General features: G+C 72.9%; 20 protein-coding genes and 4 pseudogenes. 15 read left to right on the top strand and 9 right to left on the bottom strand.

All coding sequences use genetic code 11. From position 1 onward, the window contains the following. Nucleotides 1-8 precede the first annotated feature (8 nt). From ABZ899_RS31805 to ABZ899_RS31795, 3 genes are all read left to right on the top strand, one after another. The gene (locus ABZ899_RS31805; RefSeq protein WP_361352911.1) at nucleotides 9-1,670 is read left to right on the top strand and encodes a serine/threonine-protein kinase; all 1,662 of its coding nucleotides are present in this window, start codon (nucleotides 9-11) and stop codon (nucleotides 1,668-1,670) included. 74 nt (nucleotides 1,671-1,744) lie between these two features. Next, complete coding sequence (locus tag ABZ899_RS31800; protein ID WP_361352908.1) at nucleotides 1,745-2,047, top strand: metalloregulator ArsR/SmtB family transcription factor; 303 nt, start codon at nucleotides 1,745-1,747, stop codon at nucleotides 2,045-2,047. Next, entirely contained in the window at nucleotides 2,044-2,436 is a 393-nt protein-coding gene (locus tag ABZ899_RS31795; RefSeq protein WP_361352905.1) for a VOC family protein, read from the top strand. Before ABZ899_RS31800 ends, ABZ899_RS31795 begins: the two co-directional genes overlap by 4 nt. A gap of 21 nt (nucleotides 2,437-2,457) precedes the next feature. Here ABZ899_RS31795 and ABZ899_RS31790 read toward each other — a convergent pair whose 3' ends face one another. Continuing rightward, nucleotides 2,458-3,453, bottom strand: a complete 996-nt coding sequence (locus ABZ899_RS31790) for an alpha/beta hydrolase (RefSeq protein WP_361352902.1) — start codon at nucleotides 3,451-3,453, stop codon at nucleotides 2,458-2,460. 200 nt (nucleotides 3,454-3,653) lie between these two features. Between ABZ899_RS31790 and ABZ899_RS31785 the strand changes: the two genes are divergently transcribed. Beyond that, complete coding sequence (locus tag ABZ899_RS31785) at nucleotides 3,654-4,565, top strand: hypothetical protein (protein WP_361352899.1); 912 nt, start codon at nucleotides 3,654-3,656, stop codon at nucleotides 4,563-4,565. 149 nt (nucleotides 4,566-4,714) lie between these two features. Here the strand turns inward: ABZ899_RS31785 and ABZ899_RS31780 are convergent. Together ABZ899_RS31780 and ABZ899_RS31775 are read right to left on the bottom strand one after the other, a co-directional pair. Beyond that, a pseudogene (locus ABZ899_RS31780) lies at nucleotides 4,715-4,867 on the bottom strand (MFS transporter); the annotation flags it as partial. Between the two features lie 12 nt (nucleotides 4,868-4,879). Further along, complete coding sequence (locus ABZ899_RS31775; protein ID WP_361352896.1) at nucleotides 4,880-5,497, bottom strand: TOPRIM nucleotidyl transferase/hydrolase domain-containing protein; 618 nt, start codon at nucleotides 5,495-5,497, stop codon at nucleotides 4,880-4,882. 183 nt (nucleotides 5,498-5,680) lie between these two features. Here ABZ899_RS31775 and ABZ899_RS31770 point away from each other — a divergent pair, with 183 nt between their 5' ends. Together ABZ899_RS31770 and ABZ899_RS31765 are read left to right on the top strand one after the other, a co-directional pair. Continuing rightward, the gene (locus tag ABZ899_RS31770; protein WP_361353088.1) at nucleotides 5,681-6,481 is read left to right on the top strand and encodes an endonuclease/exonuclease/phosphatase family protein; all 801 of its coding nucleotides are present in this window, start codon (nucleotides 5,681-5,683) and stop codon (nucleotides 6,479-6,481) included. A 115-nt stretch (nucleotides 6,482-6,596) separates the two neighbouring features. Next, nucleotides 6,597-7,307: a DinB family protein gene (locus ABZ899_RS31765; protein WP_361352894.1), complete on the top strand. Its 711-nt coding sequence runs from the start codon at nucleotides 6,597-6,599 to the stop codon at nucleotides 7,305-7,307. A 12-nt stretch (nucleotides 7,308-7,319) separates the two neighbouring features. On the opposite strand, the gene ABZ899_RS31760 is transcribed toward ABZ899_RS31765, so the two are convergent. Next, on the bottom strand, nucleotides 7,320-8,207 hold the full coding sequence (locus ABZ899_RS31760) for a DMT family transporter (RefSeq protein ID WP_361353085.1): 888 nt from the start codon (nucleotides 8,205-8,207) through the stop codon (nucleotides 7,320-7,322). Nucleotides 8,208-8,613: 406 nt separating this feature from the next. Here ABZ899_RS31760 and ABZ899_RS31755 point away from each other — a divergent pair, with 406 nt between their 5' ends. Together ABZ899_RS31755 and ABZ899_RS31750 are read left to right on the top strand one after the other, a co-directional pair. Then, complete coding sequence (locus ABZ899_RS31755) at nucleotides 8,614-8,838, top strand: hypothetical protein (protein ID WP_361353082.1); 225 nt, start codon at nucleotides 8,614-8,616, stop codon at nucleotides 8,836-8,838. Between the two features lie 5 nt (nucleotides 8,839-8,843). Further along, nucleotides 8,844-9,068: pseudogene (locus tag ABZ899_RS31750) on the top strand (transcriptional regulator); the annotation flags it as partial. A 99-nt stretch (nucleotides 9,069-9,167) separates the two neighbouring features. On the opposite strand, the gene ABZ899_RS31745 reads toward ABZ899_RS31750, so the two are convergent. Together ABZ899_RS31745 and ABZ899_RS31740 are read right to left on the bottom strand one after the other, a co-directional pair. Continuing rightward, nucleotides 9,168-10,598: a cellulose binding domain-containing protein gene (locus ABZ899_RS31745; protein WP_361352891.1), complete on the bottom strand. Its 1,431-nt coding sequence runs from the start codon at nucleotides 10,596-10,598 to the stop codon at nucleotides 9,168-9,170. A gap of 73 nt (nucleotides 10,599-10,671) precedes the next feature. Beyond that, on the bottom strand, nucleotides 10,672-12,204 hold the full coding sequence (locus ABZ899_RS31740; protein WP_361352890.1) for a beta-N-acetylhexosaminidase: 1,533 nt from the start codon (nucleotides 12,202-12,204) through the stop codon (nucleotides 10,672-10,674). Between the two features lie 249 nt (nucleotides 12,205-12,453). Between ABZ899_RS31740 and ABZ899_RS31735 the strand changes: the two genes are divergently transcribed. The 3 genes from ABZ899_RS31735 (at nucleotide 12,454) to ABZ899_RS31725 (ending at nucleotide 14,702) form a co-directional block, all read left to right on the top strand. Then, nucleotides 12,454-13,296, top strand: coding sequence for a GntR family transcriptional regulator (locus ABZ899_RS31735; protein ID WP_361352888.1), 843 nt, complete (start codon nucleotides 12,454-12,456; stop codon nucleotides 13,294-13,296). 103 nt (nucleotides 13,297-13,399) lie between these two features. Continuing rightward, nucleotides 13,400-13,852: an SRPBCC domain-containing protein gene (locus ABZ899_RS31730; RefSeq protein WP_361352885.1), complete on the top strand. Its 453-nt coding sequence runs from the start codon at nucleotides 13,400-13,402 to the stop codon at nucleotides 13,850-13,852. 130 nt (nucleotides 13,853-13,982) lie between these two features. After that, entirely contained in the window at nucleotides 13,983-14,702 is a 720-nt protein-coding gene (locus tag ABZ899_RS31725; RefSeq protein WP_361352882.1) for an FAD binding domain-containing protein, read from the top strand. Between the two features lie 11 nt (nucleotides 14,703-14,713). On the opposite strand, the pseudogene ABZ899_RS31720 reads toward ABZ899_RS31725, so the two are convergent. Then, a pseudogene (locus tag ABZ899_RS31720) lies at nucleotides 14,714-14,917 on the bottom strand (methyltransferase); the annotation flags it as partial. A gap of 10 nt (nucleotides 14,918-14,927) precedes the next feature. Here ABZ899_RS31720 and ABZ899_RS31715 point away from each other — a divergent pair. After that, complete coding sequence (locus ABZ899_RS31715) at nucleotides 14,928-15,305, top strand: hypothetical protein (RefSeq protein ID WP_361352880.1); 378 nt, start codon at nucleotides 14,928-14,930, stop codon at nucleotides 15,303-15,305. Between the two features lie 43 nt (nucleotides 15,306-15,348). Here ABZ899_RS31715 and ABZ899_RS31710 read toward each other — a convergent pair whose 3' ends face one another. After that, the gene (locus tag ABZ899_RS31710; RefSeq protein WP_361352877.1) at nucleotides 15,349-15,618 is read right to left on the bottom strand and encodes a GntR family transcriptional regulator; all 270 of its coding nucleotides are present in this window, start codon (nucleotides 15,616-15,618) and stop codon (nucleotides 15,349-15,351) included. A 421-nt stretch (nucleotides 15,619-16,039) separates the two neighbouring features. Between ABZ899_RS31710 and ABZ899_RS31705 the strand changes: the two genes are divergently transcribed. Further along, nucleotides 16,040-16,390 (top strand): hypothetical protein, encoded by a 351-nt coding sequence (locus ABZ899_RS31705; RefSeq protein ID WP_361352874.1) that lies wholly within the window; start codon nucleotides 16,040-16,042, stop codon nucleotides 16,388-16,390. Nucleotides 16,391-16,456: 66 nt separating this feature from the next. Here the strand turns inward: ABZ899_RS31705 and ABZ899_RS31700 are convergent, their stop codons facing one another. Further along, nucleotides 16,457-16,648: a hypothetical protein gene (locus tag ABZ899_RS31700; protein ID WP_361352871.1), complete on the bottom strand. Its 192-nt coding sequence runs from the start codon at nucleotides 16,646-16,648 to the stop codon at nucleotides 16,457-16,459. 369 nt (nucleotides 16,649-17,017) lie between these two features. On the opposite strand from ABZ899_RS31700, the pseudogene ABZ899_RS31695 reads away from it, so the two are divergent. Further along, a pseudogene (locus tag ABZ899_RS31695) lies at nucleotides 17,018-17,253 on the top strand (SpoIIE family protein phosphatase); the annotation flags it as partial. 86 nt (nucleotides 17,254-17,339) lie between these two features. Further along, nucleotides 17,340-17,435: helix-turn-helix domain-containing protein (locus ABZ899_RS31690; RefSeq protein ID WP_361353079.1), on the top strand; the 96-nt coding region annotated here is incomplete at its 3' end.

The following is a 17,435-nucleotide window of genomic DNA, read 5'->3' as shown; positions in this document are numbered from 1 at the left end:
TCCCGCCCATGAGTGAGGACGGCACGGACCCCGCGCGACGCGTGGTCGACGGGCGCTTCGAGCTGGAGGCCCGCCTCGGCGGGGGCGGAATGGGCACGGTGTGGCGCGCCAGGGACCTGGTGCTGCACCGGCTGGTGGCCGTCAAGGAGGTGCGTCCGCCCGACCGGGACCTCGCCGAGTACGACCCCGAGGGCGCGCGAAGGCTTCGCGAGCGCGTGCTGCGCGAGGCCAGGGCCCTGGCCCGGCTCGACCACCCGAACGTCGTCACCGTCCACCACGTCGTCGACGGCGGCGAGGGCACGTACCCGTGGCTCGTCATGGAGCTGGTCACCGGCGGCTCACTCGCCGACCGGCTGGAACAGGGCCCGATGACGCCGCCGGAGGCCGCCCGGATCGGCCGGGGGGTGCTGGCCGCGCTGCGCGCCGCGCACGACGCCGGCATCGAGCACCGGGACGTCAAGCCCGCCAACGTCCTGATACGGCCCGACGGGCGCCCCGTCCTCACCGGCTTCGGCATCGCCGCGATCCGCGGCACGACCACGCTGACCGCCACCGGATCCCTCGTCGGCACCGCCGACTTCATGGCGCCCGAGCGCGTCTCGGGCCACGAGGCGGGAGCCGCCTCCGACCTCTGGTCGCCGGCGATGATGCTGTACACCGCCGTCGAGGGCCGCCACCCGCTGCGCCGGGGCACCACGCTGGCCACCCTCGCCGCCGTCCTCCACGAGAACGTGCCGCCGCCGGTCCGGGCCGGCGCCCTCCGTGACGTCCTGATGGGCGTGCTCGTACGGGACCCGTCGGCACGCCCCACGGCCGACGCGCTGGACCGGGCGCTGGCCGCCGTCGAGTCGGGCCGCACCGGTCCCGCGCCCCTCGGTCAGGCCCTGTCGTACCCGCCGGCGCCGCCGGTCACCGCCGCCGCCCGCGGCGCCTTCGGGCCGCCGCCCGTCCTGCAGCCGCCGGGTCAGGCGATGACCGTGCCCCGGCGTCCGGCCACCGGGAGCCCGCGCGGCCGAGCCGTCCTGCTCGGTGTCACGGGCGCCTCGCTCGCCGGAGCGCTGGCGCTGCTGTGGTGGCTGCTGCCGCTCGGCGCCGGCGCCCACAAGGCGGACGCCGGTGACCGGACCACCACGTCCGCCCCTGCCGACCGGACCACCACGTCCAGCGCGCGGACCCCGGCCGCAGACCGGTCGAGGGTGGCGGACACGGTCCCGGCGGGCGGCCTGCTGACCTCGGACGGCATCCGTGCGGCCATCAAGGCGTTCGAGGAGGCGACCGGCCGGGACCGGTACGCCGACTTCACCGTCTATCCGGATCACGCCTCCGCCGAGCTGATGGTCGAGGGCAGCGACAAGAAGTACGACTCCTACACCTACCGGCCGGGGCGCGGGGTCGAGAAGGGCATCAGCAGCGGCACGATCATCGGCGGCGACCGGCCCGTCCGCCTCGACGGCTTCGACTGGACGAAGGTCCCCGCCCTGTTCGACCAGGCGGAGAAGAAGCTGAACGTCGACAAGCCGACTCGGCGCTACGTGATCCTCAAGTCGCCCAGCACGACCTTCGGCACCCCGGCCGGTATGGCCGTGTACCTCGCGGACGACTACGGCACCGGCTACCTCGTGGCCGACCCCCACGGCAAGGTGGCCAGCGTCTACCCGGCAGAGGACTGACCCGGACCCGGATCGGTGACGGAACACCGCGGTTCGGCTTGATAGGCAAGTAGGTGCTTGCCTATGGTGGCGGGGTGGCCGACGACCTCTTCAAAGCCCTGGCCGACCCGACCCGCCGGATCATCCTCGACGAGCTGACGGAACGGTCCGGACAGACACTGTTCGAGATCTGCGGCCGCCTCGCCATGAAACACGGACTCGGCATCTCCCGGCAGGGCGTCTCCCAGCACCTCGCCGTGCTGGAGGCCGCGGGTCTCGTCGCGACCAGGCGGGAGGGACGTTACAAGTTCCACGACCTCGACACGGCCCCGCTGCGGCAGATCACCGAGCGCTGGCCCCTGCCCGATACCTCCGCACCCGAGGAGAACACCTCATGAAGATCCGTCTGACCAGTGTCTTCGTCGACGACCAGGCCGCGGCCCAGCACTTCTACACCGAGATCCTCGGCTTCCGGACGAAGCACGACGTCCCGATGGGCGAGACGGACCGCTGGCTGACCGTCGTCTCGCCCGAGGAGCCCGACGGCACCGAACTCCTGCTGGAGCCCCTCGGCCACCCGGCCGCCCGCACCTACCGCGACGCCCTCGTGGAGGACGGCATCCCGCTCGCCCAGTTCGCCGTGGACGACGTCCGCGCCGAGTACGAGCGGCTGCGTGCCCTCGGCGTCCGCTTCACCCAGGAACCCCTGGAGATGGGGCCCGTCACCACCGCCGTCCTCGACGACACCTGCGGGAACCTCATCCAGATCGCGACACAGCCCCAGTGACCGCCCGGCCCCGGGCGCGGGTCAGGCACCCGGCTCCCGGCACACGGCGAGCCAGTCGACGAGGAGCCGGTTCGTCTCCTCGGGGCGTTCCTGCTGCACCCAGTGGCCGCAGCCGTCGAGCACATGGGAGGAGACGAGCCCCGGCAGCGTGACCGGGAACGCCTCGATGGCGTCGGCCAGCCATGTCGTGGAGGCGTCCAGGGACCCGCCCACGAACAGCGACGGCTGAGTCAGGGGCGCCCCGTCGTACGCGGCCAGGTCCTCCCAGTCGCGGTCCATGTTCCGGTACCGGTTGAGCGCGCCGGTGAAGCCCGTCCGCTCGAACTCCCCGGCGTACACGTCGAGGTCCGCCTCGCCGAGCCAGCCGGGCAGCCGGCCCTCGGGGAACCGGTCCCGCAGCGTGCCGCCCGCGCCGACGAAGTGCGGATCGGGGGCGCCGGGCCCGGCCATGGTGTCGGCCGACAGCGCCGCGTAGAAGCCGGCGAGCCAGCCCCGTACGTCGGGCTCGATCTCGGCCTCGGCGCGGCCCGGCTCCTGGAAGTACGAGACGTAGAACTCCTCGTCCCCGCCGACCCGGGAGAAGACGTCACGGGGACGCGGACCGCCGCGCGGCGTGTACGGCACGGAGAGCAGCCCCACCGCCCGGAAGACGTCCGGCCGCAGCAGCCCGGAGCTGGAGGCGACGGCCGCGCCCCAGTCGTGCCCGACGACCACGGCGGACTCCTCCCCGAGCGCGTGCACCACCGCGACGTTGTCGTCGACCAGGTCCAGCATCCGGTACGCCTCCGTCGCGGCCGGCTTGGCGGACCTGCCGTAGCCGCGGACGTCGAGCGCGACGGCCCGGTACCCCGCCGCGGCGAGGGCGGGCAGCTGGTGGCGCCAGGAGTACCAGGACTCCGGGAAGCCGTGCACGAGCAGCACGAGCGGGCCGGTGCCCTGCTCCACCAGGTGGATACGGCCGGCCGGGCCGAGGACCGTGCGATGGATGAGCCGTTCCGAGCCGCCCTGCCGTGCCATGTGCCCTCCTGCGGACGTCGCTTCTTCGCCCGTACGGCCCCCGTGGGGGCCGCCGGGTTCCGCCCCTGCGCTCCTGTCGATCCTGCGGAGCACCCCGGCGGCGCGGCCAGCGCGTTTGCCGGTCCGGCAAACTCCCCGCGAAGGCGCACGGTGCCGGAGTCCGCGCTGTCGGACAGCGGGTGACGTGGGAAAATCTCCGCGTGAGCAGTCGGTTCGCCGAGAGGGAGCCCGTGGACCTGGACGCCGTGGCCGACGAGCTGTACGGACTGCGGCCCGAGCAGTTCACCGCCGCCCGCAACGAGCGTGTCGCGGCGGCGCGCTCGGCCGGGAACCGGGCGCTCGCCGACGAGATCGGCCGGCTGCGCCGCCCCAGCCTGTCCGCCTGGGCCAGCAACACCCTGGTCCGCGCCCGACGTGACCAGGTCGAACCCCTCGTCGGGCTCGGCGAGGCCCTGCGGCAGGCCCACCGCGACCTGGACGCGGCGCAGTTGCGCGACCTCGTCCACCAGCAGCGCCTGCTGATCGGCGCGCTGGCACGGCAGGCCGCCCAGCTCGCCGCCGACGCCGGGCACCCGCTCGGCCAGGACGCCCAGCGCGAGGTGCAGGACACCCTTCAGGCGGTCCTCGCCGACGCCGAGGCCGCCCGGCAGTGGGCCTCGGGTCGCCTCACCAAGTCCTTGACCCCCACGGCGGGGTTCCCCGCCACGAGCGGCGAAGCGCCGCCCCGCCGCCCGGTGGAGCCGGACCGGGCGAAGCGGCCCGCCCCGGCCGAGGCCGGGAAGTCCGCGGCGGAGCGGCGGCGCCGCCGGGAGCTCGCCGAGGCCCGGAAGGCGGCCGAGGAGACCGACCGGGAACGGACGGTGCGGGCCGCGCAGGCCGAGGAGGCCGCCCAGCGGGCGGAGGAGGCCAAGGAGAAGGTCGCCGAGCTGCGGGACCGGGTGGAGACCCTGTCGAAGGAGCTGAAGGGTGCCGAGGCGGATCTCGCCCGGGCCCGCTCGGACGACCGTACGGCCCGCGAGGAGACAAGGGCGGCCGAGCGCCGCGTCCGCGACGCCGAGCGCGAGGCGCAGAAGGCGACCCGGCGGGTGGAGGAGCTGTCGGGCGACGGCTGACGCCCGCACGGGTCCCGCCACCCGTCAGCCGGCCCCGCTCAGGAACCCGTCCACTGGTCCGGCTGCTTCGCGCCGGGCGACGCCGGCGCCGACTCCTCCTGCTCCGCCGCCGTCACGGCCCGGACGGCGCAGGGCGCACAGGAGGGCGGGTACGGCCACTGGTCGTGCGTCGACCGATCCGTCGACTCGCCGGCCCACAGCGTGAACCCGACCGCTCCCGGCACGCCGCCCATCTTGGCGGCCGGGCGCGCCCCTTGCTTGTCGAGGATCCGGCCGCCCCGCTGCGAGGCGATGGCGAAACCGCGCCGCCCGGTTCAGACGACGGCCAGCAGCTCCTCCAGCGGGGCCGGGACACGGTCGGTGTCGAGGGCCTCCACGAGCACCCGGCCGTAGTGGATCTTGCGCCCGCTCGTCGTCCCGAAGAAGCGCCGCAGACGCTGCTGCGCGGTGCGGTCCCGCTGGGCCGGCTGCCGCAGGAACGTCGTCAGGGGACGCAGGTCCCCTTCCTCGCGGACGAGTTCCTCCACGCGCCCGACCCCCAGCGCACGGATCAGCTCGTCCTCCAGGTCCGCCGCGCAGACGAAGAAGCCGGGCGCCGCCGCACCCGCCCGCTGCCAACCGCGGGCGTAGAAGGGGCTTTCGCGCTCGTCGCACAGCCCGGCCAGGCGGAGCCCCAGACCGGACGGCCCGAGCAGTTCGGCGAAGCGGCCGACGCTCATGGCGCCGCCCATCGGCAGGACGCAGACGCCCTCCGCCGCCAGATCCCGCCCGCGGCGCTCGGCCAGCGCGTTGACCGCCGCCGCGTCACTGGGCCCCTCCAGCAGCACCGCCACCCGTACGGGCAGCCGCGCGGCCAGCTCCCGCGCCGGCTCGCCGTCCCCGCCGGCCGCCCACGCGGTCACCGCCTCCTGGAACGCCCCCATGTCACCCATGGCAGGAGTCTGCGCCGGTACCCCGCGTCACGCCAGTGCTTTTCCCCGCCCTCGCACCCCGCTCTCACGCGGCGTTGACAGGGCCGTCTTCTAACCTCGTGCCTTGAGGACGCCGAAGACGCGTCCGTTCGCTGCGAGGAGGCGAGGGTGCGGGGACGGGGCACGCGGTTGTTCGTGGCCGCCATGATCGTGGCCTGCGTGGTGCTCGTCGGCCCCAGCGCGCCCAGCGGGGCCGTCTTCGCCAGGACGCTGCCCGTGGACGCGGCCGAGGCCGTCGTCCCGAACCGGGTGATGACGTGGAACCTCTGCAATCCCTGCGGGGTGAGCGACGTCGACCGGGCGGCGGAGATCGCCACGTACGCGCCTCAGGTCATCGCCGTGCAGGAGGCGTGCGACCGGGACGTCGCACGGATCCGGGACTTCCTGGAGGGCTACTACGGCCTCAAGTACCACGTGGCGTACGGGACGGTGCTCGACAGCCTGAGCCGCTGCGGCGGAGTGCCGTGGAGTCCCGGCGGATTCGGGCAGGCGATCCTCTCCGCCGCGCCGATGACGGACGTGGTGCGGCGGGAGTATGCCGACGGCGGCTCGGAGGACCGCGGCTATCTGGCGGTCACCACCCTCGTGGACGGCCACTCGATCCGGGTCTTCAACACCCACCTCGCGCAACGGCGTCAGGAGTCCGTCCGGGCGGAACAGGTCCCCGTGCTCGCCCGCGAGGTCGCCCGCCAGGACCGCGCCATAGTGATGGGCGACTTCAACGCGGTGCCGGAGGCACCCGAACTCGGGGCGATGTGGAAGGTCGCCACCGACGTCGACCCCGAGTGCCGTCCCACGCCCACCGGGCCGTGCGAGCCGACCACGGACTGGCAGAGCAAGTTCGACTACGTGTTCCTGCGCGGCGTCGACCCGGTCGAGCACGGGGTGCGGCCCACCGTGTACTCCGACCACCATCCGCTGCTCGCCGAGGTGGACGTGCCCTGACGCGGAAATCGTTCGCGCCCGGGCGGGGCGGGCCACTAGCCTCCGTCCGTCCGTGAAGTGGCGTGCCCACAGAGGGACATGACTGCGGGGCGGCGTACCGGCGAAGGGGCGAGGCATGGAGATCGGCGGCATGAGGACGGACCGGCTCGGACTGCTGCTCGACCAGTTCGACCGCGCCCGGGAGATGGCGGAGGTCCGGCTGACCGGGCTCACCGACGAGGAGTACCTGTGGGAGCCCGTCCCCGGCTGCTGGTCGATCCGCCGCCGGGGCGAGGCGACGACCCCCAGGGCGTTCGGGCCGGGGGAGTGGCTGCTCGACCTGGGTGCCGCCGACATCCCGGCGAGCGAGTACGCCGAGGTCGCCCGGCAGGTCGCCGACGGCATGAGCGTCGAGAAGGTCGCCGAGGACTGGAGCGTCACCGTCGAGCGGGTCGAGGAGGTCCTGGCCCACACCGGCCCCGTGGAGCCCGACCGGACGCCGGTCACCACCATCGCCTGGCGGCTGGGCCATCTGCACTACGGCTTCGCCGGGCACTGGGAGTGGGCCTTCGGCGAACGGCGCCAGGACCCCAAGCGGATGGTCGACTTCAGCCCGTCCGCCGCGACGGCGCTGGAGCGGTTCTGGGAGTCGGTCGACCGCTGGCGCCGTGACGTCGGCACGGTGACCCAGGAACAGCTCGACACGATCGGCTTCTCCCAGTACCCGTACGGCTCCGACCCGGACGAGCCGTACGCGGCCGTGCTCTGGGGAGCCAACCTGGAGTTCATCCACCACATGGCGGAGATGGCCCTGCTCCGCGACCTGTGGCAGGCACGCTCCACGTGAGCGGGCCCGCCCCTACGCGACCGGTTCCTGTTCGTCCGCCGCCACCAGCGACTGGTTGAGTGCCGTCCGGGAGAGGGCGACGATCCCCGCCGCGATCAGTGCCACGCCGAGCAACTGCGGTACGAGCCACCAGCCGGAGCGGACGGTCTCCTCGTACAGGGTGATGCCGAGGGCGAGGCTGACCGCCGCGTCGCCCAGGGTGAGGGCGGGCTGGGAGGCGACCAGAGGGCCGGCCTGCATGGCGTTCTCCAGCAGGAAGAGCGCGCACACCCCGGTCACGGCGAAGGCGTACGTCTGCCAGGCGGTCAGGAACGCGACGATCCCCTCCTCGTCGAGGAGGTGCGTGGACGCCTTGAGCAGCGCCGCCGTCATCGCGTAGCTGATCGCGGTGGCGGCCCCCAGACAGGCCGCCCGGGCGGGCCCCCGCGGGCGTCTCAGGGCCATCACCGTGAGGGCGCCGACCAGGCCCGCACACACGGCGAGCGCGGGGATCCACCGATCCAGGGACACCCGGGTGCGGCCGCCGGAGGGCGCGGCGGCGGCGAGCGCGATCGCCAGGCCCGCGACCACCACCGCCACGGCCACCCAGCCCGAGCCCGGCAGCCGCCGCCGCATCAGCAGGGACGCCACGATCAGCGTCAGCGGAAGCTCCAGCACGAACAGCGGCTGCACGATCGTCAGCGGCCCGGTCGCCAGCGCGACCGCCTGGCAGACCGCGGCCCCGATGACGGCGAGGATGCCGAGCAGCCAGACCGGCCGGCGCAGCAGATCGAGGATCAGCCCGGCCCGCAGGCCCTGCGAGCTGGGCACGGTGAGCGCTGCCTTGCGCTGGAGCACCGTGGCCACGGCGTTGCTCAGGGCGGCACAGACCGCGAAGACGACGGGGAGCACCGTGCCCAGCGTGGCCACCTCCCGAACCGGCCGGGCCGTCCGGCCCCTGACGGCAGGCGGACGGCCCACGGCGGACGGACGGCGTACGACGACCGGCGCGCGGACGGCGCGCCGGCTCTCTCCTGCCGCCATCCTCACCCGCGGCGCGGCAGGGGCGCGATCGGAGCGCGCGGCGCCGGGCACCGCACGCGGCCGTCAGGACGTCGGCCGGACGGGCGACGCGCCGGGCGAAGACGACCGTGGCGGAGACGGACCCGGCGACGCCACCGAGGGCGAGGTCGTGCGACACGACGACTTCCGCGTCCTGGAGGAGCGGGTGCCGGTGATGTCGTCGACCGGCTTGGCCGTCGTCAGCGGCTCGGTCAACCCGGCCGCCCCGCATGCGCGCACCCGGCCCAGGCCGCACGCTGGTCCCATGGTCAGCGCACAGCCCATCGTCATCTACCCGGCCGCCGAGGACGGCGGCCGGCGCGTCCGTGTGAACGACCAGTTCGTGGGGATGGCCTACGGCCTGCTGGACATCGTCGAGTTCCTGCGCCTCGCGGGCCTGGACGACGTGGACGACGACTGGGTACGGCAGTCCGCGCTGATCGAGTGGCGGGGCGGCGGCCCCGAAGGGTGGCGTCCCGCCCGCGACTGACCCGGGTGGCCCCGGCGGTGCGCACCGCCGCGGTGGGTCAGCTCACGGCCGAGGGCAGATCCGAGGCGGTGGCCCGCCGGCTCGACGCTTTCGCCGGATTCGTCACCGCGCCGATCACCCAGCGCGGGTCTGCTCGCCCGGCTGCACTAAGGAACCTGGAGAACATCGAGGCGGCGTACCGGTCCGTACGCCGCCACAACGTCGCCCGCCACCTGCTCGCCCGCCTGAACGGCCAGTACGAGTACGTGACCGACATCGGCTTCGCCGCCTGACGTCCCGCCGTCCCGGAGCCCCCCGGAGGAGCGCGCCGATCGGGCGGCTTCGTGCCGTCAGCCGGGCACCTTGTCCTCGAAGGTCGTGCCCGCCGCCCGGTAGGCGCTGACCTTGGCGGTGACTTGTGCCGGGGTGAGGACCTGGTCCTTGACGTGGAGGACGTAGTCGACCTGCTCGTCGTAGGAGCGGGGCGTGGTGCTGGTCTGGCCGGCGAGGTCGATGAGCCACTGGTTGAAGTTGATCGACATGGGCCGCTCGGGCAGGTAGGCGGCGTCGTGGGTGCCGGACAGCTGCCCGTCGACGTAGTACTTGATGGAGCTGTCGTCGATGGTCAGCACCAGGTCGTGCCAGCCGGCGAAGCTGGTGCGCGCCTCGCTGTGCTGGTTGACGGCCTGCCAGGGGTCGGGGTCGTACGTCTCCCAGGACGTCGTGTACAGGATGTTGGCGGGCTCGCCCCAGCCGCCGTTGGGCAGGTACTCGAAGTCGTACTCGGCGTAGTCGTCGGCCATGGGGGCCTTCAGGTCGTTGATGGTGAAGAACGTCTGCACCAGGCGGTCCCCGTCCGGCCCGGACACGGGTGCGTCGGAGAAACGGACGCGTGCCGCGTACGTGCCGTTGCGGAACTTCATCGCCTTGGTGAGGACTTCGGTCTGCCTGGTGCTCTCCGGTGTGCCCGCGGTCGAGGTCCGCAGGTTCATCACGGAGTTGCCGCCGGAGGCGGCGAACGTGACGTTCTCCGGCGCCCAGGTCGCGCCGGGCACGCCGGGGCCGCCCGCGTTGGAGCGCACGTTCCAGCCGTTCGCCGAGATCCTCGGGTCGCCGGACGTGCTGTAGTCGAAGTCGTCGAACAGGCTCTGCCCGCCCGCCGGGGGGTCGGTGGGCGGGTCGGTCGGGGGATCGGTCGGGTCGTCGCCGCCGGGAGAGGTGCCCCATACGGTGCTGCCCGACACCGAGGCGGTGACCTTCGTCCAGTCCGCGTACGAGGTCTGGGAGGCGCCGAAGGAGTAGTCGTCGCTCTGCCGCAGCGTCTGCCAGTCCGCCCGGTGGAAGCGCAGCTGCATGTCCCCGGTGTCGGCGCCCGGGGCGAGCGTGCCCGCCCTGGCGGTGAAGCCGATCTCCAGATAACGGTCGGCGGTGGCCGTCGCGTTGGCCGGTGTCCCGAACGTCCCGGTGATGTGGGCGCACCCCTTCACCGCCCAGGAACAGGCGAAGCGGTAGGCGGTTCCGGCCGCGTCGGCCTTGAAGTAGTAGCGCACCTTGACGGAGCTCAGCGGCAGGCCACCGCTGCCGGTGTTCCTGACCTTCAGCCAGGGCTCCGCCTGGTCCGCCGTGGCGCCCGTGGCGCTGGTCCGGTACTGGACGGTCACGCCCGCGGCGGCGGCGCTCGCGGAGCCGGACAGGGCGGTGAGACCGGCGGTGCCGAGGGCGGTGGCCACGGCCGCGGCCAGGGCGACCCGCAGTCTGCTCGGAGTGGTTCGGGACGTCATGCTGATTCCTTCCGGACGGGATGTGGGGTTCGTCGTGCTCGGGAGGTCAGGGCCGTGCCGTGGGGGTGCGGCTTCAGGGGTGGCGGGGCACGCCGAGCGCGTCCAGGCGCGGGAGGTGCCGGTCGAGACGTGAGCGGAAGTCGCGCCAGGGGGTGGGTCCGCTCCAGGCGCGGTCCGCCAGGGCGCACAACCGGGGGTAGGTGAGGTACTCCAGGCGCGCGGGGGTCGTCGCGTACTCCGTCCACACCTGGGCCTGCGCGCCGAGGACATGGGCGGCGGCCTCCGGGGACGCCCCCTCGGGGACCGGGTCGTGGGCGTGGACGTCCCGGAGCGTGACGACGGCTCCGGGCTGGGCCGGCAGTTCCTGCGCCCCGCCGCGCTGGGGGTGGTCGAGATAGGTGCGGCGGTGGTCGGCGTTGATCACGTCGAGGCCGCGCCGCGCGGCGGCGAGGGCGTGCGCGGGGTCCCGCCAGGCCATCACCGCGAAGTGGTCCGGCAGGTCGGCGCCGGTCTCGGCCCAGGCGACCGGGCGGCGCCCGTTGCGGATCAGGAACGCGCCGACGCGGGAGAGGAACCAGCCGTGCAGCGCCCCGGGCCCTTCCAGGCCCGCCTCGCGCACACGGGCGGCGGCCTCGGGGCTCGTGGCCCACTCGGTGACGGGCACCTCGTCGCCGCCGATGTGGATGCTCGGGGAGGGGAAGACGTCCATGACCTCGTCCAGCACGGTGCGGCAGAAGTCGAACACCTCGTCGTGCACGCCGAGGACGGTGTCGCAGACCCCCCACCTGGTCCATACGTCCAGGGTCCGGCCGGGCCGGTTGCCCAGGTGCGGGTAGGCGGCGAGGGCGGCCCGGGCGTGGCCCGGCATCTCGATCTCGGGCACCACGGTGACGCCACGGGCCGCCGCGTACGCCACGAGGCCCGTGAGTTCGGCCCGGGTGTAGGCGCCGCCGTGCGGCACGTCGTCGTAGGCATCGCCCTCGGCGCCGACCGGGGAGCGGGACCGGTGGCCGCCGATCTCGGTGAGCTTGGGGTACGCCGGCACCGGCATCCGCCAGCCCTGGTCGTCGGTGAGATGCAGATGGAAGACGTTGATCTTGTGCAGGGCGAGCAGGTCGACGTAGCGGCGGAGGTACTCCACCGGCTGGAAGTGGCGGGCCACGTCGAGCATCGCGCCGCGCCAGTGGTGGCGCGGGACGTCGGTGATCTCGGCGCACGGCAGCGACCACCGCACCCCGGCCCGGGGTGCCCCCGACAGGGCCTCGCTGGGCAGGAGCTGACGGATCGTCTGGACGCCGTGCAGCAGTCCGGTGGGCTGTGCCGCGCGCAGCAGCACCGAGCGGGGCCCCACCGTCAGCCCGTAGCCCTCGTCGCCGAGCCCGGTGAGCGCGGGGTCGAGCGTCAGCACGACGGCCCCGTCCTCGGCGGGAGGCAGCGGGAGTCCCGTGGCGGGGGCGAGCAGTTCGCGCAGCATTCGGGCGGCGGGTTCGGCGCCGTCGCCGACGCGTACGCCGGTACCGGCGTCCAGGGTGAAGCGGCCGCCGCGGGCGTGGGCCCGGGTGGGGCGGGGGACCAGCGGCAGCGCCGGAGGCGTGGGTGCGGGCACGGATGTCTCCCGTCTCGGTGGACCTGTGCCGAGCGACTTGACCAGTTGGGCCACTGGTGAGGTGACCTCTCACTGGTCGATGAAGGTGGCATAGACCAATTGAGGCGTCAACCCTCCTCGCACATGCCTTTGTTGACGGTTCCGGATCTCGTACGGCCCTGCTTCGGCGGTGACTTGATGGCTAGACTGCGTCTGACCAGTGGGTGAACTGGTCAGGTGTGCGGGGCGAGCGAGGGTGGGGGCGGCGGTATGAAAGCGGGTGATCCGGGGGCGGTGCTCAAGCGGGAGCGCGTCCGCGACCACATCCTCGGGCTCATGGAGTCGCTGCGCCCGGGCGACGCCATCCCCTCGGAGCGGACGCTGTGCGCCGCGCTCCAGGTGTCCCGGCCGACCCTGCGCGCCGCCGTCGACGAACTCGTCGCCGCCGGCCTGCTGGTGCGTGAGCACGGGCGCGGCATGTTCGTGGCACCGGAGAAGATCACCCAGGAGCTGGTGCCCGACCAGCGCACCATGGCCGTCCCCCGCGCCCCCGGTGTCTGGACCAGCCGCCTGCTGGAGTTCACCACGATCGCCGCCGGCGCCCGCGTCGGCCGCAAGCTGCGGCTGTCACCCGCCGCCGAGGTCGTCTACGTGGCTCGGCTGCGCCTGGTCGACGGCGCCCCCATGGCCATCGAGCACCTGCACATCCCGGCCGGCCTGGTGCCCGCGCTCACCGAGCGCGAACTGGAGGCCGGCGACCTGTACGAGCATCTGCACGACCGCCACGGGGTCCGGGTGAGCGAGGCCGTGCAGACCATGGAGCCGACCGTGGTCAGCCAGGCGGAGGCGAAGATCCTCGGCGTCCCCCACCTGTCTCCCGCGCTCCTCTTCGAGCGCCTCACCTACGACACGGACGGCCGGGCCGTCGAGTACGTCCACTCCCTCTACCGGGGCGACCGCTACCGCATCGTCACCCGGCTCACCCTGGGCGTGCCCGCACCCCACGAGCACGCGGCCCCCACGGGACCCATTCCCGGCATCCCGCCCGGCGCCTTCCCGCCGCGCGAGGCCGTCGTCGTCACCGCGCAGGGGGACGTGTACGACGAACGGTGAGGCCGGCCCCGCACGAGCGACAGGACCCGGTGCGCCGATGAGTTTCCGGACCGGCCGACGTCTACCAGGGCGACACACGTCACGACGTACCGAGGAGACGGACATGAGCACCCAGCAGAACACCCCGGCCGACGGCTTCTCCTACACCCTCACCCGCACCCTGGACGCGCCCGTCAAGGCCGTCTGGCAGGCCTGGACCATCGCCGACCAGTACGGCCGGTGGGCGGGCGCCGAGCCCGGCTCGGTCGAGATGGACGTCCGGCCGGGCGGGGCGTGGAAGGCCACGATGGTCACCCCCGACGGCAGCACGTTCCCCCTCACCGGCTCCTACCTCGACGTCGTCGCCGACCGGCGGCTGGTCGTCGGCATGGACGTGCCCGGACGACCCGATCCGGCCGTGATGACGGTCGAGTTCGAGGCCCGGGACGGCGACCGCACCGACCTCGTCGTCCGCCAGACCAGCCCCACCGCCGAGGAGCGCGACATGTCCGAACAGGGCAGCACGATGCTCCTCGACAGCCTCGGCGCCTTCCTGGCCGACGAGGCGAGGAGCTGACAGGACCGCGTGCGCGTGTGAGCCCTGTACGCGCCCCCCTTCCCGGAGATTGTCTTACCGGCGGGGCGGGTGGCCGGAAGCAGCCGTCCGCGGTCCTGATCCGGAACTCGAGAGAGGCAGGGTGGTCACGGTGCTGTTGCGTCTGCCCACGTCTGTGGCCGAAGCGCGGGAGTGTCTGGCGGAGGGGGCGGTGCCGATCGGCGGGGCCACGCTGCTGTGGGCCACCTGGCAACGGGACGGGTTCCCCGAGACGGCCATGTCGCTGCGGCACGTGCCCGAAGCCAACGTCCTCGAGCGCGACGCCGTCGGGGGCGCCGTGATCCTCGCGAGGATGGACGACCGCGTCCCGGACGTGCTGCGGCTGGCCGCCGCCGGCGTGGGCACCGGGGCGGTCCGCCGCAGCGCCACCGTCGGCGGCAACGTCGTCGGCAGCACACTGCGCTGTCTGCTCCCCGCGGCCCTCGTCCTGGACGCCCGGGCGACGGTGCTGGAGAGCGACGGGGTCCGTGAGACGGACCTGTCCGAGCTGGTGGCCAAGCGCCCGCTGCTGCTCAGCCTCAGCTGGCGCCCCCCGCTCGCCAGCACGTTCGAGAAACTGGACAGCGTGCCGGGCGGGCAGCCGCCGCTGGTCGTGGCCACGGCGGTACACACGGGGGACGACGGCCCGGCCGGCGTGCGGGTGGCCGTCCGCGACGGCTACGAGGTGGTCGGCGCGGAGGCCACCGCGTCGGACGACCCCGGGCAGACCCTGGACGAGCTGCGGTCCACCGCCCTGGACGACCTCCCGGCCCCCGCCTGGGACGTGATCCGCTCGCAGGTCACCGCCCTCACGGCCGGACCGCGTCCCTGACGCCGGCCCCCTCAGGGCGCGACCGCGAACGGGGTGAAGTGGGCGGGGGCGTGGTCGATGGGCAGCCCGGGCCGCCAGGCGGTGAGGATCTGCGCGCTGCACTCGAACAGGCCGGGCGGCAGCGCGTCCAGGGGCCACCAGCGCCAGTCGCCGACGGACTCGTCGGGCTGGTCGGCCGGCCTCCCCCGCCACGCGGTGACGACGGCGCCGACGGTCGCCGACCTGGTGGACGACCGGGAAGCGGGCATCTTCTCGACGGAGCGAGGCAAGCGCGACTGCCGCGAGAGGTACGCCCGGCTGGAGGAGCGACGGGAGAAGCTGGCCAGCGTGCCCACCGTGCCAGACACCTGGCGGGAGATCCCTACGGGTGAGACCTACGCCGAGATGTGGGCCAGGCTGGAGACTTCGACGGAGCGCTACCGAGAACTTGTCGAGGCTGGCGTGAGGGTCACCGTCCACGCCGAAGACCTTCCCCCGGTGCTGCCCCTGGTGGAGATCGGGCAGAGGGAAGGCGATGTGACCAAGCACGTCGGCAGGGTGGCCCTGACACGGCCCGTGCTACTCGGCGAGTGGGCGAAGGGCCGAGCGCTGGCGACTACGTAGAGTCGGGCCGGCTGTCGACCCGCAGTAACCATGCCCCCGTCTGTCACTCGCTGGCAGGCGGAATCTCTTCGTTGTCCTGCGGCTTCTTGAGGACGTAGGTCCCCTTGGCTGGCACCACCCCGATGAGGCCGCGCTCCCTCAGCTCTCGTACGGCACGGCGCACAGTCCCGAGCGCAGCCCCGTACTCCTCGCAGAGCAGCCGCTCGCCAGGGAGTCGACCACCCAACGGCAGACGTCCGCTCCTGATCTGCTCCTCGATGTCCTGGGCGATCTCCTGCCACCGGTACATGGGGAGTCCTGCGCTCTCGGTCATGCACTCATGCTGCGGCGGTAGACAGGAGCCCGCTTGGGCAGGCTGCGGTATGACGCAGACAGCCGCAGCATGACGCATTTACTCTGTGGGCAGGCACCAACACGAAGCGAGCCCCGGCCGGAAGCGACCCGACCGAGGCTCTACGCCGATCGACTGCAAGGAGTCGAACAACGATGCTCCGGACTCTACTGGCCCTGATCGCCCGTGGCAGAGGCAGACACAGGAAGGCACACGCACCCCACACAGTCGCGCTCTCAGCACCCCTGGCCCCCATCGTCCGCGGAGCCCGCATCGTCCGCCACAGGAGCGCACAGCCGTCCCCTCGCTACGTCTTGGACGCGGAACAGGTGGCGCTCGTCCGGCCGTACTTCCTGGCGTTCGAGGAGCAAGCCCGACAGGCCCGGGTCGAGGAGCGTGCCGCGTGAGCGAGATCGAGAGCCAGCCGGCACCCTCTCAGCTCCGACGCCTGCCGTGGCGCGAGGACGGCAAGACCGCCTACCTGTCGACCGATGAAGGGTCATCCTTCCTGGCCAGGATGGCGGACACGATGGAAGAGGGGATGTTGACCACGGCCGAGGTGGACATGGCCCGAGCTCTCTCCGTGGCCGAAGAAATGAGCTCATCCCGAGCCGAGCTGAAGATGGCCGTTCGCTTCCTGGCGCACGCCGTGGCCGATGCGGTCGAGGTGGCGCGACTGCGAGGCGAGCGGCTGGGTGTCGACCCCGAGGCGCTGGAGACGGCCGAGTTCCTGCGGCGCACCCAGACGCGCTGACCCCGGCAAGCTGAGAGCCCTTGTCCCCCGAAGGTGAGGAGGCAGGGGCTCTGTCGTGTTCAGGCCTCACTCGGGAGGCAGGAGAGGCTGACCCTCGATGGCTGCCTGTACGTGCTCGGGAGTCAGCCTCTCCGTGCCGTACTCCTCACCCCATGCCCTGATCCGGCCGAGGGGCGAGTCTGCGGGAGGCGGCTCCTCGCTCAGTTCTGCCCCAAGGATCATCGCGCCGAAGCGGGCTCCCACTTCCTGCGGGGTCATGTTGTCCACGGTAGGCCGAGGGTCTGACAGTCGTGTGAGCCGCATCGCGGTCTCGGCAGCTCTCGCAGAATCCGGACCGCTTGCTGCCACCGGTAAGTAGAGGGGTTCGCTCCGACCTGCGGGTGACCTGCCTCTCAGTCTCGGCGGATCGCTTCAAAAGTGGGCCCCGAATTGGCTCTTTGTAAGTGAGGGCCCGGTCGGGCCTCTTCTTGGGCTGTCCACCTGATGACGCCCTCATGAACCACTCTCCAGTGCGCTCACTTCCGTTCGGGTTCCAGCGCACACCCTGACGTCCGCGCGGGTTGGTCACCCGGGCACTGTCACGCGCGCGGACGTCACGGCAGACATCCCCTGTCGGCACCGTTTGTTGCGTCCCCGGACCGGCTGGGCGGCGACTTCTACGACGTCTTCCCCCTGGACGGCAAGCGGTTCGGGTTCTTCCTCGGCGACGTTTGCGGCAAGGGCCCCAGGCGGCAGCCCTCACCTCGCTGACCCGGTACACCCTGCGTGCCTCCGCCCTCCATGACCCGGACCCCGTCTCGCCGCTGACGACTCTCAACCAGGTGCTGCACGAGCGCTACGCCGCGGGCGGCGACCCGCGCTACCAGAATTCATTCGCACGAAAACACAGTGCCGGCCAGTTCTGATCTCCTGCCTCTCATCCATAACCCAAGTGCGTAGGGTGACGGTCGTGCAGCTTCGGTACAGCTTTCGCCTGTACCCGGATACCGGCCAGCAGAGGGCGTTGGCGAAGGCGTTCGGGTGCGCCCGCGTCGTGTTCAACGAC

Origin of the sequence: Streptomyces sp. NPDC046859 (genome assembly GCF_040645135.1) — a bacterium.
In the GTDB taxonomy this organism is placed as follows: domain Bacteria; phylum Actinomycetota; class Actinomycetes; order Streptomycetales; family Streptomycetaceae; genus Streptomyces.
The sequence above is the reverse complement of the archived record's forward strand: the minus strand, read 5'-3'. Positions and strand labels throughout refer to the sequence as shown.

What these genes read in the sequence shown, in the direction of transcription:
- ABZ899_RS31805 (WP_361352911.1), top strand. Translation starts at nt 9, where the DNA reads ATGAGTGAGGACGGCACGGACCCCGCGCGACGCGTGGTCGACGGGCGC.
- ABZ899_RS31795 (WP_361352905.1), top strand. Translation starts at nt 2,044, where the DNA reads ATGAAGATCCGTCTGACCAGTGTCTTCGTCGACGACCAGGCCGCGGCC.
- ABZ899_RS31790 (WP_361352902.1), bottom strand. Translation starts at nt 3,453, where the DNA reads ATGGCACGGCAGGGCGGCTCGGAACGGCTCATCCATCGCACGGTCCTC.
- ABZ899_RS31775 (WP_361352896.1), bottom strand. Translation starts at nt 5,497, where the DNA reads ATGGGTGACATGGGGGCGTTCCAGGAGGCGGTGACCGCGTGGGCGGCC.
- ABZ899_RS31770 (WP_361353088.1), top strand. Translation starts at nt 5,681, where the DNA reads ATGATCGTGGCCTGCGTGGTGCTCGTCGGCCCCAGCGCGCCCAGCGGG.
- ABZ899_RS31765 (WP_361352894.1), top strand. Translation starts at nt 6,597, where the DNA reads ATGGAGATCGGCGGCATGAGGACGGACCGGCTCGGACTGCTGCTCGAC.
- ABZ899_RS31755 (WP_361353082.1), top strand. Translation starts at nt 8,614, where the DNA reads ATGGTCAGCGCACAGCCCATCGTCATCTACCCGGCCGCCGAGGACGGC.
- ABZ899_RS31745 (WP_361352891.1), bottom strand. Translation starts at nt 10,598, where the DNA reads ATGACGTCCCGAACCACTCCGAGCAGACTGCGGGTCGCCCTGGCCGCG.
- ABZ899_RS31735 (WP_361352888.1), top strand. Translation starts at nt 12,454, where the DNA reads ATGAAAGCGGGTGATCCGGGGGCGGTGCTCAAGCGGGAGCGCGTCCGC.
- ABZ899_RS31730 (WP_361352885.1), top strand. Translation starts at nt 13,400, where the DNA reads ATGAGCACCCAGCAGAACACCCCGGCCGACGGCTTCTCCTACACCCTC.
- ABZ899_RS31710 (WP_361352877.1), bottom strand. Translation starts at nt 15,618, where the DNA reads ATGACCGAGAGCGCAGGACTCCCCATGTACCGGTGGCAGGAGATCGCC.
- ABZ899_RS31700 (WP_361352871.1), bottom strand. Translation starts at nt 16,648, where the DNA reads ATGACCCCGCAGGAAGTGGGAGCCCGCTTCGGCGCGATGATCCTTGGG.